We start from the raw sequence: 14,710 nt of genomic DNA on the forward strand, positions 1-14,710 counted from the left end.
TTCAGCCCCCTCGTGATCGCGTTGCCCATCACTCCCGCCGCGCCGCCCGCTGCTGCGGCGGGGTGAGTCGGTAGACGTGATAGTCGGCATCGGGCCCCGCGCGCAGCGGCTCGAGCTGCCAGCCTGCCTTGCGCAGATAGCCGGCGATGTCGCCCCAAAAGGGTCGGTCTAGGATCACCGCATGCGTGACGCGTGCCTTGCGCGCGATCTCGTCGACCGCGCGGCCGCGATCCTTGCCCGCCGACGGCAGCGTCCAGCGACGATGCGCGGCGATCGAATCGGGGGATTTGAGCCCCACCACATCGACCAGCGCGAAATCGGTCTGCCAGCCGAAATAGCCCGCATCATGGATCAGCACCCGGGCATCGCGCGGCAGGTTGCGCTTCGCCCAGGTGGCAAGCTGCTCCTGATCCGCGGTGATGCGAAGGCTGTCGCGATAGAAACTCCAGCCGCCAAGGAAGAAGCTGGCGATCATCAGCGCGGCGCCCGCCGAGACGATCATCGGGGCCCTGCCGCGCATGACGTCCGCGCGCGCGGCAAGCGCCGCCCAGCCCGCGAGCGCCAGCGGCACGAAAATGAACAGATAGCGCTGCTCGTTGTGCATCAGCCCGCTGGGTAGCGACAGCGCGCTGGCGAGCAGATAGGCGCCTACAAACGCCAGCAGCGCCCAGCCTTCGCGGACCAGCGGCAAGGCCCCGAGCCCGAGCAGCACCCATCCAAGCGGCGCCGTGGCGACCGACAGCAGCACGATCAGCAGCCGGTCCGGCAGCGACAGCCCGCCATCGCCGAAGAACGCGACCTTGGCGCCCGCGGTCTGCGGGATCAGCTCGCCCGTCGCCGCCCAGGCCAGCGCCGCCAGCAGCGCCGCAACGCCCAGCGTCAGCGCGGCGAGCCGCGCCAGCTGCGCCGGCTGGCGGTAAAGTCTGGCTGCTGCGGCGATCGCCAGCACGGCGGTCAGCAGAGCAAGTTCAGGCCGAATGAAGGGCAGCACCCCTATCAGCCCTGCCAGCCATCGGCGCCGCGCCGGTTCGTCGGGAAACTGCGCGAGATAAACGGTCCAGATCACCGCCGCCATGGCAAACCCGGTCTCCAGCCCGTTCATCAGCTGGTACCACAGCTTGATGCCTGCGAACCCGGCGATGCTGCCGAGGATCGCGACGCCGCGATGGCCGCTGATCGTCAGCAGCGCCTGATACAGGCCAAGGACATAAGCCGACGCCGCGAGCATCGCCAGGGTAAGCGAGGCGGCAGGCCAGGCCATCACCAGGCCCAGCGGCACCAGCAGCAGCATGTGCACCAGGCTGGTCGCGCCGGTCGGGCGGGTGTAGCCATAGCTGTCCACCGCGCCGGTGACGATCTGCTGGGCATTGGCAATGGTGATATAGGCATCGTCGAGCGGAAAGCGGATCGGCTGGTTGGCGATCAGGGTCGCAGCGACGACCCCGGCCAGCGCCACGGCCACCAGAGCGCCGCCGCCCGATCCCAATCGACTGATCATTGCGACCGCACCTCTTGCCGCTCCCCCTGGCCCGTTGCCGGTGCCGCGCACCGTCCGGCATGCTCGACCAGAGCCCTGGGTGCTGGGTAGCCGACGCGATCGGGGCTGCCTAGGGCCCAAACGCAAAACGGGGGCCGACATTGCTGTCGGCCCCCACTGCGCCTGATCTGATCAACCGGTCCTTTTGGCCGGAGCCCCGAAGGCGGTTTCCCGCCTCAAAATGGTCCGTCTGCTGCGCCGCGAGCGGCTGGGCCGACGTATCCGTTTTCAGGCTTGCGGTTGCGACAGCTGCATTGCTGAAGTTGCCACTTCGGTCCTGAAGATCCTTCCCAAGCGTCCGGCTTCGCGCGAGGCCCGGTGCCATGTGGTCCGAAGACCGATGGACCCGGGTCCGCGCTCTGCCTGACACCCCATTTCTGCGCATCCGTTTCAAGTCATCCGGCCCGGCAGCACCATCCCGAAGGATCATGCGCGTTAACCGGTTGTCCTGACCCGCATTTTGCAAAGCCCGGGGCATCGCACCGGCCTGCTGCTCCAGCCCGGACTTGCGTCCCGCATTTCGCCTGCCTGCCGATCATCGGTTCTTCATTCGGACCTTCGGTGGACTGCCCATCCCTGCACCATTTCTGCTGCGGGGCGGCTTTTTCCGCCTATGTCTGGCCTGTGCATAACACCTGCCGTCTCTCGCGCCCGACCTGCCATCGCTGGCCTGCCTGGCGGGCGTACTCTCCGACCTTCAAAGCACGATCTACATTGCTGTATTTCAACGCTTTTCTCGGTCTTCAGTCCGCTTTCCGTCTGTCCTTCCGACTTCACAAAGGTGTCACGACATCCGAGTCGCAGCCAGCAAAATTGCGCAAGTTATCCACAGGCAACACGGGTTCGCTGTGGATAAAATGGTGGACAACAATGGATTAAAGTCGGGCTGATGGTTTGTTTCACGCACGTGTAACAAACAGGGTTAGCGAGCAGGACTCGGACGGGCGATTCGCCCAGCGCGGCCCGGATCCGGTCAGCCGATCGTCCCCATCGGCACGACCGCGATCAGCACCAGGCACGCAATCACGATCGCCGAGACGCGGGCGCGCATCGTGCCATAGGCCATGTCGGTCGCCCCCGCCTCCATCGCGCGGCGGTCGAGCCACAGCAGCACGCCGAATCCGATCGCGAACAGCAAAGCCGCCTCGTTGAACGGCACGAACCACAAGGCAGCGCAGGTGCCCAGCACCACGACGTTGCTGGCGATCAGCAGATTGGGGCTCACCTTCTGCGGCGCCACCACCTGAATGCCCCACAACGTGCCCGCCATGAACATCAGGATGGTGAACGCCCAGTAGCAGGTGAGATTGGCCGCGTTGACATCGCCATAGCCGGTGATGTGGCACGACGCGCCCGCAAGGAACGGCAGCGCCCCTGCATAGGTCAGCACCTGCATCAGAGTGCGGTTCGTGCCCTCTGCCCGCTCCATTAGCGCGCTCAGGCCCCCCGGCGGCCCAGCAGGCGCAGGCGCAGCGCGTTCAGCTTGATGAAGCCTTCGGCATCCTTCTGGTCATAGGCGCCGGCATCGTCCTCGAACGTCACCACCTTCTCGCTGTACAGCGAGAAAGGCGACTTGCGGCCGACGACCCAGGCGTTGCCCTTGTAGAGCTTCAGCCGCACGGTACCGGTGACACGCGCCTGGCTATGATCGATCGCCGCCTGCAGCATCTCGCGCTCGGGGCTGAACCACAGGCCGTTGTAGATCAGCTCGGCATAGCGCGGGGCGAGCTCGTCCTTGAGGTGCGCAGCGCCGCGATCCAGCGTCAGCTGCTCGATGCCGCGGTGCGCGATGTGATAGATGGTGCCGCCCGGCGTTTCGTACATGCCGCGCGACTTCATACCGACAAAGCGGTTCTCGACCAGATCCAGCCGTCCGATGCCGTGGGTCTTGCCATACTCGTTGAGTTTTTCGAGGAGGGTCGCAGGGCTCATGCCCTCGCCGTTGATCGCCACGCCGTCACCGCGCTCGAAATCAATCGTTATATATTCGGGCGTGTCGGGCGCATCCTCGGGGTGGTTGGTGCGCGAATATACATAGTCGGGGACTTCATCCCACGGGTCCTCGAGCACCTTGCCCTCGGACGAGGTGTGCAGCATGTTGGCGTCGGTCGAGAACGGCGCTTCGCCGCGCTTGTCCTTGCTCACCGGAATCTGGTGCGTCTCGGCGAACTCGATCAGCTTGGTGCGGCTGGTAAGGTCCCATTCGCGCCACGGAGCGATCACCTTCACATCGGGATCGAGCGCGTAATAGCCGAGTTCGAAGCGCACCTGATCGTTGCCCTTGCCGGTCGCGCCATGGCTGACCGCATCTGCGCCGACCATCTTGGCGATCTCGATCTGGCGCTTGGCGATCAGCGGACGCGCGATCGAGGTGCCCAGCAGATAGGTGCCTTCGTAGACCGCATTGGCGCGCATCATCGGGAACACGTAATCCTTGACGAACTCCTCGCGCAGGTCGTCGATGAAGATGTGCTCAGGCTTCACGCCCATCATCTGCGCCTTTGCGCGTGCGGGCTCCAGCTCCTCGCCCTGGCCGAGATCGGCGGTGAAGGTCACGACCTCGCAATTATAGGTCTGCTGCAGCCACTTGAGGATGACGCTGGTATCCAGCCCGCCCGAAAAGGCCAGAACGACGCGGTTGACGGATTGGGTCATGCAAGCGGACTTTCTGCTGATGTAGGTGCTCGCGCGCCGACTATCAGCGCGGCACAGCAGGGGCAAGTGTGCAGTGCGCCATGCCGGTGATGTTGACTTGGGCACGGCGCGATTCTAGCCTTGGCCTCAAGGTCGCAAGCCACCTTCCAGCCACAAGGCTGGTTCCAAGGATGCCTCGACCATGCTCTCCCGATTTGCCCGAATTGCCGCAGGCGCTGGCCTGGCCCTGGTTCTTGCTGCGCAGCCCGCAACGCTGACCGCCGGATCGGCCCCCGATCCGCAACGGCTGCACCAGCCGCGCACCGATTGCCATGTCGCCTATGACCGGCTGATCAACGATCTCGACAAGGGCGCGGCGATATCCGCGGACGAAGAGGCCTGGGCGCGGGCGCACGAAAACGCGTCCAACGCCCCTGCGCCCTGCCCCGCCCCTCCGCAGCCGCTGCTCGACAAGGCGGTGAACCATGTCATCTCGACCCCGGACGGGCTAAAGATCGCGCGGCGCTTTATCGACAGGCAGAAGGACGCCAGCGCGATGCTGGAGGTGGGGCTGTCGGTGTATTCGGGCTTCTTCAGCGACCTTCCCAAGTCGCAGGGGCTCGACCTGATCAGCGCCTCGGCCACCGGGGGCGACCCGATGGGCATGTACATCTACGGCACATTGCTGGCGCAGGGCGGCTATGGGACTAAAGACATCAAGGGCGGCGTCAGGATGATGGAGCAGGCCGCCGCGGCCGGCCATGTCGACGCGATGCACCGGGCGGGCATCTATTATCACGAAGGCCTGGGCGTGAAGAAGGACGAGAAGAAGGCGTTCGACCTGTTCCGCCAGGCAGCCGAGCGCGGTCATGTCTATTCGACGATCATGGCCTTCACGATGATCAGCGAGGGACGCGGGACGAAGAAGGACTTCGACCTCGCCTATCGGCTGTCGCGCAGCATGGCCGAACAGGGCGAGGTCTATGGCGCGGTGATGGCGGCATCATCGCTGCTGCAATCCAAGGACGCGATGAAGTACGAGACCGAGGTGCTGTACTGGATGGATTATGCGATCCGGAACGGCGACGACTCGATCAGGTCGCAGATGACCCCGCTGCGCACCCAGGCCGCAGCGATCTACAGTCGTCCCGCAGCGCCGACGCGCGATTATCGCCCTCGCCCGTTCAAGGCCTGCCCGATGAAGACTGTGTGTACCGTCAATCACTATAGCGGACTGCGCAGCTGCACCACCAACAAGGATTACTGGAACGACTGCGACGGCTGAACCGCCGGTTATCCGACCCAGCCCGCCGTCTGCGCCGCGACCCAAAGCCCGAGCGCTGCAAACAGCACAGCTGCGCCGATCTGCAGCGCGCGGATCGGCAGGATGCGCTCGATCCTGTGGCCCAGCAGCACCGCAGGCACATTGGCAATCATCATGCCCAGGGTGGTGCCCGCTGTCACCGCGATCACGTTCTGGTAATGCGCGCCCATCGCGACCGTGGCGATCTGGGTCTTGTCGCCCATCTCGACGAGGAAGAAAGCGATCAGGGTGGTGACGAACACGCCTGCACTGCGCGCCTTGGGCTGGTCGTCCTCGTCGAACGTGTCGGGGATCAGCGCCCACAACGCCATGCCGACAAAACCCGCCGCGATGGCATAGCGGAAAGCGGGGCTGTCGAGCAGGCCTGCGATCTGCTGGCCGAGCAAGGCCGCGAGGAAATGGTTGGCGAGTGTTGCGACCAGAATGCCAGCGATGATCGGCACCGGCTTGCGCAGCCGGGCGGCGAGCAGGATGGCGAGCAGCTGCGTCTTGTCACCCATTTCGGCGAGCGCAACGAGTGACAACGAGGCGAGAAAGGCTTCCATAAGCAGGATCACTTCCGGGGCCGGGCAGCAGGGTTTCAAGCAAAAACGCAACAACACCTTTCCCCCTGCCCGGCCGGACAATGGGATCAGGTGTCATCGGTCTTGCCGGAAGCCGGGCCTCGAAAAAGGTCCGGAAACCCGCGCACCATGGCCTCTCGACCAAGTGTGTTGACGCGCGGACCGGTGCACCGCACCGGTTGGCTACTCCCCATCAGACGTGCTAGTCTTTAGGCCTTGATCATGGGGGATGCAAGATGGCGGATGCAGCCAACAAGACCGTGGCCACCGATGCCGATGTGAAAGGCTATATCGCCGCGCTGGAGCCCGACCGGCGGCGCGAGGAAGCGCAGGCCCTGCTGGAACTGTACCAGCGTGTGACCGGCGAGCCTGCGAAGATGTGGGGGCCGAGCATGATCGGCTTTGGCGAATATCATTATACCTATGACAGCGGGCGCAGCGGCACATCGATGCGATCGGGCTTTGCCCCGCGCAAGGGCAAGCACAGCATCTACCTGATGTGCAGCGATCTGGAAGGCGCCGCCGCTGCGCAGCAAGAGGCGCTGCTGGCCCGGCTTGGCAAGCACAAGATGGAAAAGTCGTGCCTCTATGTGAACCGGCTTGACCAGATCGACTTGGGCGTGCTCGAACAGATCATCGCGGCCAATGTCGCCGAAATGAACCGGCTCTACCCGCCCGGATGATCTCCACCGACGACCTTTATCGCGGCCCGGTCAAGCGCAGCATCCAGATTGCGGGGCATCTCACCTCGATCAGCCTGGAGCCCCTGTTCTGGGACATGCTCAAGGCTGCCGCCGAGGCGCGCATGCTGCCGCTCAACGCGCTGGTGGCCCGGATCGATGTCGAACGGATCGAGGCGGACGACCCGCCGAACCTCGCGAGCGCGATCCGGCTGTGGCTGGTGCGCGATCTTGTCGAAACCCTCTCCCCTCCCGCTGGCGGGAGGGGTGGCTGAGGCGCAGCCGAGGCCGGGGTGGGCCTGAGATTCGGAACGTTTCAGGCCCACCCCGGTCCGGCAAGCCGGACCTGCCCCTCCCGCATGCGGGAGGGGAGAGCGGGATGAGCCAGCCCGCCCGTCAATCCCCGCCGACGCGCTCGATATCCGCGCCGACTGCCTGCAGTTTCTCTTCCAGCCGCTCATAGCCGCGGTCGAGATGGTACACGCGGTTGACCTCGGTCTCTCCCTCGGCGGCAAGCCCTGCGATGATCAGGCTCATCGAGGCGCGCAGATCGGTCGCCATCACCGGCGCTCCGACCATGCGGTTGACGCCGTGCACCACCGCGGTGCGGCCCTTGACATCGATATGTGCGCCCATGCGGTTCAGTTCGGGCACGTGCATGTAGCGGTTCTCGAAGATCGTCTCGGTGAGCATGCTGGTGCCTTCGGCCATGCACAGCATCGCCATGAACTGGGCCTGCATGTCGGTTGCAAAGCCCGGGAACGGCGCGGTCGAGAGGGTCAGCGCCTGCAATTTGCCATTGGGCCGCACCGCGATGCCGTCGGCGATTTCCTCGACATGCACGCCGGCCTGGCGCAAAGCGGCGATCGTGGCTTCCATCTCGTCGAGCCTGGCGCCGATCAGGTCGAGCGGGCTGCCGGTGATCGCGGCGGCGCAGGCATAGCTGCCCGCCTCGATCCGGTCGGCCATCACGCGATAGGTCGCGCCGTGCAGCCGGTCCTTGCCATGGATGACCAAGGTCGATCCGCCGATGCCCTCGATCACCGCGCCCATCGCCACCAGCAGGTTGCACAGGTCGACGATCTCGGGTTCACGCGCGGCATTGCGCAGCGTCGATGTGCCCTTGGCGAGCACCGCGGCCATCAGCGCATTTTCGGTCGCGCCGACGGAAACCACCGGAAAGCCGAAGTCGCCGCCGGGAAGCCCGCCCTTGGGCGCGCGCGCGGTGACGTATCCCGCAGCGATCTCGATCTCCGCGCCCAGCGCTTCCAGCGCCTTCAAGTGCAGGTCGATCGGGCGGTTGCCGATCGCGCAGCCGCCGGGAAGCGAGACCGTCGCCTCGCCCGCGCGCGCCAGCAAGGGGCCCAGCACCAGGATCGAGGCGCGCATCTTGCGCACGATGTCATAGGGCGCGACCGTTGCGGTGACGCGGCCCGCGCGCAGCGTCATCACCCGGCCAAAATCCTCGGGCCGCGCGCCTTCGATCATCGTCGAGACGCCGAGCTGGTTGAGCAGATGGCCGAAGCTGTCGACATCGGCGAGCCGCGGCAGGTTGCGCAGCGTCAGCGGCTCATCGGTGAGCAGCGCGCACGGCAACAGCGTCAGCGCGCTGTTCTTGGCTCCGGAGATGGGAATACGGCCCGAGAGCGGCTTGCCGCCGCGAATGATGATCTTGTCCATCGCCGCTGTTTAACGCCTGCGGCACCGGGTGCAAGGGGGGCAACGCCGCTTGCGGTGTCAAACCTTCTCGAGCGTGCACTGCAGCGGGTGCTGGTTTTCGCGAGCGAAGTCCATCACCTGGTTAACCTTGGTCTCGGCAACCTCATACGTGAAGATGCCGCACACGCCGACGCCCTTCTGGTGGACGTGGAGCATCACCCGGGTCGCCTCGTCCATGTTCATGCTGAAGAAGCGCTTGAGCACCAGCACCACGAATTCCATCGGGGTGTAATCGTCGTTGAGCATCAGCACCTTGTACTGGCTGGGCTTCTTCGACTTGGCGCGAGTCTTGACCGCGATGCCGATATCGGGCGGGCCATCGTCATTCCCGTCCTCGCGGTCCGGGCCTGCGTGCACGGCAAACCTGCCACCCGCCGCAGAAAGGGTCAGGGGCGCCAGGCGCGGCGCAAGGGTGGGGGTCTGAGGATGCATAGATGATTGCGAATATCGTATTTCGCTGGCCGCAGGCAAGGGGTCCCATGCAATTTGAGGCGATCCAGCGCCGCAGGCAGACGCACGCCCGGCCCCTGTGATCGCTGGCTCTGGCGTTTTGCATGCCTTTCCTTTAGGGGCGGCCCCATGCATTTTCTCGATCAAGCCAAGATTTTCATCCGCTCGGGTACCGGCGGACAGGGCGCGGTGTCCTTTCGCCGCGAAAAGTACGTCGAATATGGCGGTCCGGACGGCGGCAACGGCGGCAAGGGCGGCGACATCATCTTCGAAGCGGTCAGCGGCCTCAACACGCTGATCGACTTTCGCTACACCCAGCACTTCAAGGCGCGGCGCGGCACCGGCGGCATGGGTCGCAACCGCACCGGCGCGGGCGGCGAGGACCTGGTGATCAAGGTTCCCGTCGGCACCCAGGTGCTGAGCGAGGACAAGGAAGAGGTGCTCGCCGACTTCACCCATGCAGGCCAGCGGATCACACTGCTGCGCGGCGGCGATGGCGGGCGCGGCAACCTCAGCTACAAGACCAGCACCAACCGCACCCCGCGCCAGCACGGCCCGGGCTGGCCAGGCGCGGAAATGTATGTCTGGCTGCGGCTGAAGCTGATGGCGGATGCAGGGCTTGTCGGCCTGCCCAATGCGGGCAAGTCCACCTTCATCAACCAGGTGACCAACACCCACGCCAAGGTCGGCGATTATCCCTTCACGACGCTGCGTCCGCAATTGGGCGTGGTCCAGCACAAGAACCGCGAGTTCGTGCTCGCCGACATCCCCGGGCTGATCGAGGGCGCGGCCGAAGGCGCAGGGATCGGCGACCGGTTCCTGGGTCATATCGAACGCTGCCAGGTGCTCATCCATCTGATCGATGCCAATGGCGACGATCCGCTCGAGGCGATGCGCATCGTCAATGGCGAGCTGACCAACTACGGCGCCGGGCTTGACGAAAAGCCGAGGCTGGTGGCGCTCAACAAGGGCGATCTGCTCGACGACGAACTGATGCAGCATTTCTCCGACGAGGTGCTGGCAGCGGGTGCGGAACGCGTGTTCCCGATTTCTGCGGCGACCGGCGCGGGGATCGAGGCGCTGTTCGACGCACTGCTCGAATATCTGCCGCGCGATACCGCGACCGAAAAGCCCGAAGGGGTCGATCCGAATGCCGACAGCGAGCCGGGGGTCTGGTCTCCGGTTTGAGCGGCTACAAGCCGTGGTTCTGCAATATCGTGCCTTTCTCTCGTCACCCCCGCGCACGCGGGGGTCCCGCTTCTAAAGCTGGCCAGGCAAAAAGCGGGATTCCCGCGTTCGCGGGAATGACGGGGATGGAAGACCGTCTGTTTCGCCTGTAACTCACTTGGTGCCGCTTTCGCCGGAAAACGGGATTTGAACGATGACCCACGCCCCTTCCCCCGCCGCCCTGCTGTCTGCCGCCGCCTGTCCGGTGCTGGTGGTCAAGGTCGGCTCGGCGCTGCTGGTGGCGCCCGACGGGACGGTCCGGCGCGAATGGCTGGCGTCCTTGGTCGACGACATCGCCGCGCGGACCTCGGCCGGGCAGCGCATCGTCATCGTCTCCTCGGGCGCGATCGCGCTGGGCGCACGGAGGCTGGGGCTGCCCAAGGGCGGCCGCGCCAGCCTTGAGGATGCGCAGGCAGCCGCCGCCACCGGGCAGATTGCGCTCAGCCAATGCTGGGCCGAACTGCTGGGCGATCATGCCATCACCGCCGCGCAGATGCTGGTCACGCTCGACGATCTGGAAGATCGCAGGCGCTTCCTCAACGCCTCGGCAACCTTGCGCCGGTTGATCGCGCTGGGCGTGGTGCCGGTGATCAACGAGAATGATTCGGTCGCGACCGAGGAAATCCGCTTCGGCGACAACGACCGGCTCGCCGCGCGCATCGCGCAGGCGGCAGGCGCTGGCGGCGTGGTGCTGCTCTCCGACGTCGACGGGCTCTACACCGCCAACCCGAAGAACGACCCCGAGGCCAAGCTTGTCGAGAGCGTCGCGCGGATCGATGCGCGGATCCGCGCCATGGCCGATGGCGGCTCTGCATCGGGGATGGGATCGGGCGGTATGCTCTCCAAGCTCGAGGCGGCACGGATCGCGACCAGCGCGGGCGCGCACCTCGCCATCGCCAACGGCACGCACGACCACCCGCTCGCCAGGCTGGCGGCGGGCGGCCGAGCCACAGTGTTCACCGCCGGGCCGCAGGGCAAGGGCCGCAAATTGTGGCTGGCGGGGCGCATGACCGCGCGCGGGCGGATCACCGTGGATGCAGGAGCGCAAGCCGCGCTCGCCAAGGGATCGAGCCTGCTCGCCGCGGGCGCCACCGCCGTGGACGGCAAGTTCGTGCGCGGCGACGTGATCGAGATCCTGAACGCAAGCGGAGAGACGATCGCGCGGGGGCTGGCCGAATATGACGCTGGCGATGCGGCACGGATCATGGGGCTGCGCAGCGATGCGATCGCCGAGGTGCTCGGCTATGCGCCGCGCAGTGCGCTGGTCCACCGCGATCAGATGGTGCTGTTGTGAGCGTGATCGCGATGACCGGCGGGACCGGCTTTGTCGGCGGTGCGAGCATCGATGCGGCTCTGGCCAGCGGTCACCAGGTCCGCGCGCTGACCCGCCGTCCGCAGCCGGAACGCGAAGGCGTAATCTGGGTACCAGGCGCGCTGGACGACCCTGAAAGCCTCTCCGAGCTGTGCATCGGCGCCGATTGCGTGCTGCATATCGCGGGCGTGGTCAACGCGCCCGACCGCGCGGGCTTCATCGCGGGCAACATCACCGGCACCGAAAACATGCTGGCGGCGGCGAAGGCGGCTGGGGTTGCGCGGTTCATTCACGTCTCGTCGCTCGCCGCACGCGAGCCTGGCCTGTCGAACTACTGCTGGTCCAAGGCCGAGGCCGAGGCGCGAGTCGTCGCATCCGGGCTCGACTGGCAGATGGTGCGCCCGCCCGCGGTCTATGGCCCGGGCGATACCGAGATGCTCGACCTGTTCCGGATGGCGGCGCGCGGCGTGGTGATGTTGCCGCCGGGCGGGCGGATGTCGGTCGTGCATGTCGCCGATCTCGCCGCGCTGCTGGTGCGGCTTGCGGGCGGTGCAGGTGATGCGAACGCGATCCACGAAGTCGATGACGGTGCCCCGCGCGGCTGGAGCCACAAGGATTTTGCCGATGCGCTGGGCGATGCGGTGGGGCGCAAGGTCCGCGCGTTCAGCACGCCCAAGCTAGCGCTGCATCTGGCCGCGCAGGGCGACCGGCTGCTGCGCGGCAAGGCGGCGAAGCTGACCCCCGACCGGGCGCGCTACATCGCGCACAGCGACTGGACCGCCCATCCGGACCGGAAACCCCCGTCGCAACTGTGGAGTGCCGAGATACCGACACGTCAGGGACTGGCAGACACCGCGCGCTGGTATCGTGCCCAGGGCTGGCTCAAATAAGCGAGCGGCCCAGCGCCAGCTCGACCAGGAACAAAGCGAAGGTCAGCGACAGGCCGATCAGGAAGATGCGATAGGCATGGCCGAGATAGCGGTACTTCTTGTGCTGCAGCACCATGCCGTTCTGGTGGACATCGCGCAGCATGGTGCGGAAGATTGTCTCGTCGGTGTGCAGTTGGTCGATCACCAGATCGGCAAAGTCATCTTCCGCCATCGCGGAAAAATTACCGAAGAACATGAAGTTGGTCGATCCGGGCGGAACATTGGCTTTGGGCGTTGGGGTTCCGCGCACCGAGGGCAGGATGGCGAACACCGCGCACATCGCCGAGAGGAACGCGAACAGCGCGAGCACGATCAGCGGCAGCGTGAAGTTGCCGCTGCGCGCCTGGCCGACCGAAATTGTGAACACCACGAAGGTCGCGCCCATCAGGATGCTCGCCTTCTGGTCGGCCATCTGGCTCAATGCGAGATTGGTCTGAACCGATGTGCGGATCAAGTGGATGGCATGCGGCGAAAAGGTGTGCGGGGTCTGCGGCCATGGGGTGGGAATCGCCGGTCTCGGCGTTTCGACTCGCGCTGCTTTGGCCCCCTCTTCCATTACAGATTAATGACATAGACGCGCCGTGCTTGACAAGCGCCGCCGCACTGGCCTTCAGGCTTCCACATACTGCCGCGTTTATGCCGCAATCGCGGGGCAAGGCGGTGCCCACACTTGATCGACGAAAGACACCCATGACCGACAGCACCGCCACCTATGAGCGCATCGCCGCGCAGATCGAGCCGTTCAACAAAAAGGGCGTCGCGCTGACCGATGGCACCACCTTTGCGGGTGATCTGGAGTGGGACAGCCTGACCGTCATGGATTTCGTCGCCGCGATCGAGGATGAATTCGACATCATCATCACCATGAACATGCAGGCGGAGATCGAAACCGTCGGCCAACTGGTCGCCGCGGTGGAAAAACTCACCGCCTGACCCCATCTGCTGTTTCTCGCCTGCCTGCCCCCAACAGAGAATGACCCCATGACCGACCTGTTTTCCAAGTTCGACGCCCTGATCGGCGAGCGCGAGGCGCTGCTTTCGCACGGCGTGCGCGATCCTTATGCGCTGGTCATGGAATCGGTCAAATCGCCCACCGTGGCGATGTGCAACGGCAAGGAAACGATCCTGCTGGGCACTTACAACTATATGGGGATGACCTTCGATCCCGATGTGCTCGACGCCGGCAAGACCGCGCTCGACAATTTCGGATCGGGCACCACCGGCAGCCGCGTGCTCAACGGCACCTACGCCGGACACCGCGACTGCGAAGAGGCGCTCAAGGAATTCTACGGGATGGACCATGCGATGGTCTTTTCCACCGGATACCAGGCGAACCTCGGCATCATCTCGACCATGGCAGGCAAGGAGGATTACATCATCCTCGACATCGACAGCCATGCCTCGATCTATGACGGCTGTGCGCTGGGCAACGCCCAGATCGTCGCCTTCCGGCACAACGATGTCGAGGCGCTGGAAAAGCGGCTGAAGCGCCTGCCCCCTGAGGCGGGCAAGCTGGTCGTGCTCGAAGGCGTCTATTCGATGCTCGGCGATATTGCGCCGCTCAAGGAAATGGTCGCCATCTCCAAGGCTGCAGGCGCGATGGTGCTGGTGGATGAGGCGCATTCGATGGGCTTTATCGGCGAGAACGGCCGCGGCGTTGCCGAAGCGGCGGGCGTGATGGACGATGTCGATTTCATCATCGGCACGTTCAGCAAGTCGGTCGGCACCGTCGGCGGCTTCTGCGTATCCAACCACCCCAAGTTCGAAGTGCTGCGGCTCGTCTGCCGCCCCTATGTGTTCACCGCCAGCCTGCCGCCGTCGGTGGTCGCGACCGCCGCGACCAGCATCCGCAAACTGATGCACGCCGGCAACAAGCGCGCACACCTTTGGGAAAACTCCAAGCGGCTGCACCAGGGCCTGCGGGACCTCGGGTTCCAGCTTGGCACACCCGAAGCGCAGAGCGGCATCATCGCGGTGATCATGACCGACATGCTGAAAGGTGCCCAGATGTGGGAGGCGCTGCTCGACCGCGGGCTGTACGTCAACCTCGCGCGCCCGCCGGCAACCCCTGCGGGCATGACGCTGCTGCGCTGCTCGCTGTGCGCCGAACATTCGAGCGAACAGGTGACGCAGATCCTGGGAATTTTCGAAGCGGCGGGCAAGGACGTCGGGGTTATCTGAGAGATCCCTCTCCCCTCCCGCTTGCGGGAGGGGTGGCCGAAGGCCGGGGTGGGCCTGAACGCCAAGGTGGTGCTCCCAAGCCCACCCCTGTCTGGCAGGCCGGACCTGCCCCTCCCGCCAGCGGGAGGGGAGAGGCGCAGGCAATCACACCCCT

Annotated in this window: 15 protein-coding genes and 1 riboswitch; of the genes, 8 read left to right on the forward strand and 7 right to left on the reverse strand. The window is 65.4% G+C overall.

The window, feature by feature from the left end:
- Positions 1-28 precede the first annotated feature (28 nt).
- From IP68_RS02685 to IP68_RS02695, 3 genes are all read right to left on the reverse strand, one after another.
- Complete coding sequence (locus IP68_RS02685; protein WP_156317914.1) at positions 29-1,498, reverse strand: hypothetical protein; 1,470 nt, start codon at positions 1,496-1,498, stop codon at positions 29-31.
- A 1,012-nt stretch (positions 1,499-2,510) separates the two neighbouring features.
- Complete coding sequence (locus IP68_RS02690) at positions 2,511-2,966, reverse strand: DUF3429 domain-containing protein (RefSeq protein ID WP_054133422.1); 456 nt, start codon at positions 2,964-2,966, stop codon at positions 2,511-2,513.
- An 8-nt stretch (positions 2,967-2,974) separates the two neighbouring features.
- Complete coding sequence (locus IP68_RS02695) at positions 2,975-4,192, reverse strand: argininosuccinate synthase (RefSeq protein ID WP_054133423.1); 1,218 nt, start codon at positions 4,190-4,192, stop codon at positions 2,975-2,977.
- Between the two features lie 181 nt (positions 4,193-4,373).
- Here IP68_RS02695 and IP68_RS02700 point away from each other — a divergent pair, with 181 nt between their 5' ends.
- Positions 4,374-5,456 carry a tetratricopeptide repeat protein gene (locus tag IP68_RS02700; protein ID WP_054133424.1) on the forward strand — a complete coding sequence of 361 codons (1,083 nt, stop codon included), beginning with the start codon at positions 4,374-4,376 and terminating at the stop codon, positions 5,454-5,456.
- Between the two features lie 8 nt (positions 5,457-5,464).
- On the opposite strand, the gene IP68_RS02705 is transcribed toward IP68_RS02700, so the two are convergent.
- Positions 5,465-6,040: a TMEM165/GDT1 family protein gene (locus IP68_RS02705; protein WP_054133425.1), complete on the reverse strand. Its 576-nt coding sequence runs from the start codon at positions 6,038-6,040 to the stop codon at positions 5,465-5,467.
- 29 nt (positions 6,041-6,069) lie between these two features.
- A riboswitch (yybP-ykoY riboswitch) is annotated at positions 6,070-6,251 on the reverse strand.
- 43 nt (positions 6,252-6,294) lie between these two features.
- Between IP68_RS02705 and IP68_RS02710 the strand changes: the two genes are divergently transcribed.
- Both IP68_RS02710 and IP68_RS02715 read left to right on the forward strand, forming a co-directional pair.
- On the forward strand, positions 6,295-6,741 hold the full coding sequence (locus tag IP68_RS02710) for a DUF1801 domain-containing protein (RefSeq protein ID WP_054133426.1): 447 nt from the start codon (positions 6,295-6,297) through the stop codon (positions 6,739-6,741).
- Positions 6,738-7,013, forward strand: coding sequence for a ribbon-helix-helix domain-containing protein (locus IP68_RS02715; protein WP_054133427.1), 276 nt, complete (start codon positions 6,738-6,740; stop codon positions 7,011-7,013). The genes IP68_RS02710 and IP68_RS02715 overlap by 4 nt, the downstream gene beginning before the upstream one ends.
- A gap of 121 nt (positions 7,014-7,134) precedes the next feature.
- On the opposite strand, the gene murA is transcribed toward IP68_RS02715, so the two are convergent.
- Together murA and clpS are read right to left on the reverse strand one after the other, a co-directional pair.
- Complete coding sequence (murA, locus tag IP68_RS02720) at positions 7,135-8,418, reverse strand: UDP-N-acetylglucosamine 1-carboxyvinyltransferase (protein WP_054133428.1); 1,284 nt, start codon at positions 8,416-8,418, stop codon at positions 7,135-7,137.
- A 57-nt stretch (positions 8,419-8,475) separates the two neighbouring features.
- Positions 8,476-8,889 (reverse strand): ATP-dependent Clp protease adapter ClpS, encoded by a 414-nt coding sequence (gene clpS / locus IP68_RS02725; RefSeq protein ID WP_054133429.1) that lies wholly within the window; start codon positions 8,887-8,889, stop codon positions 8,476-8,478.
- 147 nt (positions 8,890-9,036) lie between these two features.
- On the opposite strand from clpS, the gene obgE reads away from it, so the two are divergent.
- The 3 genes from obgE (at position 9,037) to IP68_RS02740 (ending at position 12,336) form a co-directional block, all read left to right on the forward strand.
- Positions 9,037-10,095, forward strand: coding sequence for a GTPase ObgE (gene obgE / locus IP68_RS02730; protein WP_054133430.1), 1,059 nt, complete (start codon positions 9,037-9,039; stop codon positions 10,093-10,095).
- Between the two features lie 193 nt (positions 10,096-10,288).
- Positions 10,289-11,428: a glutamate 5-kinase gene (gene proB / locus IP68_RS02735; protein ID WP_054133431.1), complete on the forward strand. Its 1,140-nt coding sequence runs from the start codon at positions 10,289-10,291 to the stop codon at positions 11,426-11,428.
- Entirely contained in the window at positions 11,425-12,336 is a 912-nt protein-coding gene (locus tag IP68_RS02740) for an NAD(P)-dependent oxidoreductase (RefSeq protein WP_054133432.1), read from the forward strand. The genes proB and IP68_RS02740 overlap by 4 nt, the downstream gene beginning before the upstream one ends.
- On the opposite strand, the gene IP68_RS02745 is transcribed toward IP68_RS02740, so the two are convergent.
- Positions 12,329-12,829, reverse strand: a complete 501-nt coding sequence (locus IP68_RS02745; protein WP_231683640.1) for a Pycsar system effector family protein — start codon at positions 12,827-12,829, stop codon at positions 12,329-12,331. The two genes, IP68_RS02740 and IP68_RS02745, sit on opposite strands and share 8 nt — an antisense overlap.
- A 236-nt stretch (positions 12,830-13,065) precedes the next feature.
- Here IP68_RS02745 and IP68_RS02750 point away from each other — a divergent pair, with 236 nt between their 5' ends.
- Both IP68_RS02750 and IP68_RS02755 read left to right on the forward strand, forming a co-directional pair.
- Positions 13,066-13,308 carry an acyl carrier protein gene (locus IP68_RS02750; protein WP_054133433.1) on the forward strand — a complete coding sequence of 81 codons (243 nt, stop codon included), beginning with the start codon at positions 13,066-13,068 and terminating at the stop codon, positions 13,306-13,308.
- A 48-nt stretch (positions 13,309-13,356) separates the two neighbouring features.
- Positions 13,357-14,556, forward strand: a complete 1,200-nt coding sequence (locus IP68_RS02755; RefSeq protein WP_054133434.1) for an aminotransferase class I/II-fold pyridoxal phosphate-dependent enzyme — start codon at positions 13,357-13,359, stop codon at positions 14,554-14,556.
- Positions 14,557-14,710: the final 154 nt, after the last annotated feature.

This window comes from Blastomonas sp. AAP25, from assembly GCF_001295965.1.
GTDB lineage: Bacteria > Pseudomonadota > Alphaproteobacteria > Sphingomonadales > Sphingomonadaceae > Blastomonas > Blastomonas fulva.

Excerpts from the sequence above, each read along its gene's own strand:
- IP68_RS02715 (WP_054133427.1), top strand. The coding sequence starts at position 6,738 with ATGATCTCCACCGACGACCTTTATCGCGGCCCGGTCAAGCGCAGCATC.
- IP68_RS02755 (WP_054133434.1), top strand. The coding sequence starts at position 13,357 with ATGACCGACCTGTTTTCCAAGTTCGACGCCCTGATCGGCGAGCGCGAG.
- IP68_RS02705 (WP_054133425.1), bottom strand. The coding sequence starts at position 6,040 with ATGGAAGCCTTTCTCGCCTCGTTGTCACTCGTTGCGCTCGCCGAAATG.
- clpS (WP_054133429.1), bottom strand. The coding sequence starts at position 8,889 with ATGCATCCTCAGACCCCCACCCTTGCGCCGCGCCTGGCGCCCCTGACC.
- IP68_RS02695 (WP_054133423.1), bottom strand. The coding sequence starts at position 4,192 with ATGACCCAATCCGTCAACCGCGTCGTTCTGGCCTTTTCGGGCGGGCTG.
- proB (WP_054133431.1), top strand. The coding sequence starts at position 10,289 with ATGACCCACGCCCCTTCCCCCGCCGCCCTGCTGTCTGCCGCCGCCTGT.
- IP68_RS02690 (WP_054133422.1), bottom strand. The coding sequence starts at position 2,966 with ATGGAGCGGGCAGAGGGCACGAACCGCACTCTGATGCAGGTGCTGACC.
- IP68_RS02700 (WP_054133424.1), top strand. The coding sequence starts at position 4,374 with ATGCTCTCCCGATTTGCCCGAATTGCCGCAGGCGCTGGCCTGGCCCTG.
- IP68_RS02750 (WP_054133433.1), top strand. The coding sequence starts at position 13,066 with ATGACCGACAGCACCGCCACCTATGAGCGCATCGCCGCGCAGATCGAG.
- murA (WP_054133428.1), bottom strand. The coding sequence starts at position 8,418 with ATGGACAAGATCATCATTCGCGGCGGCAAGCCGCTCTCGGGCCGTATT.
- IP68_RS02710 (WP_054133426.1), top strand. The coding sequence starts at position 6,295 with ATGGCGGATGCAGCCAACAAGACCGTGGCCACCGATGCCGATGTGAAA.
- IP68_RS02685 (WP_156317914.1), bottom strand. The coding sequence starts at position 1,498 with ATGATCAGTCGATTGGGATCGGGCGGCGGCGCTCTGGTGGCCGTGGCG.
- obgE (WP_054133430.1), top strand. The coding sequence starts at position 9,037 with ATGCATTTTCTCGATCAAGCCAAGATTTTCATCCGCTCGGGTACCGGC.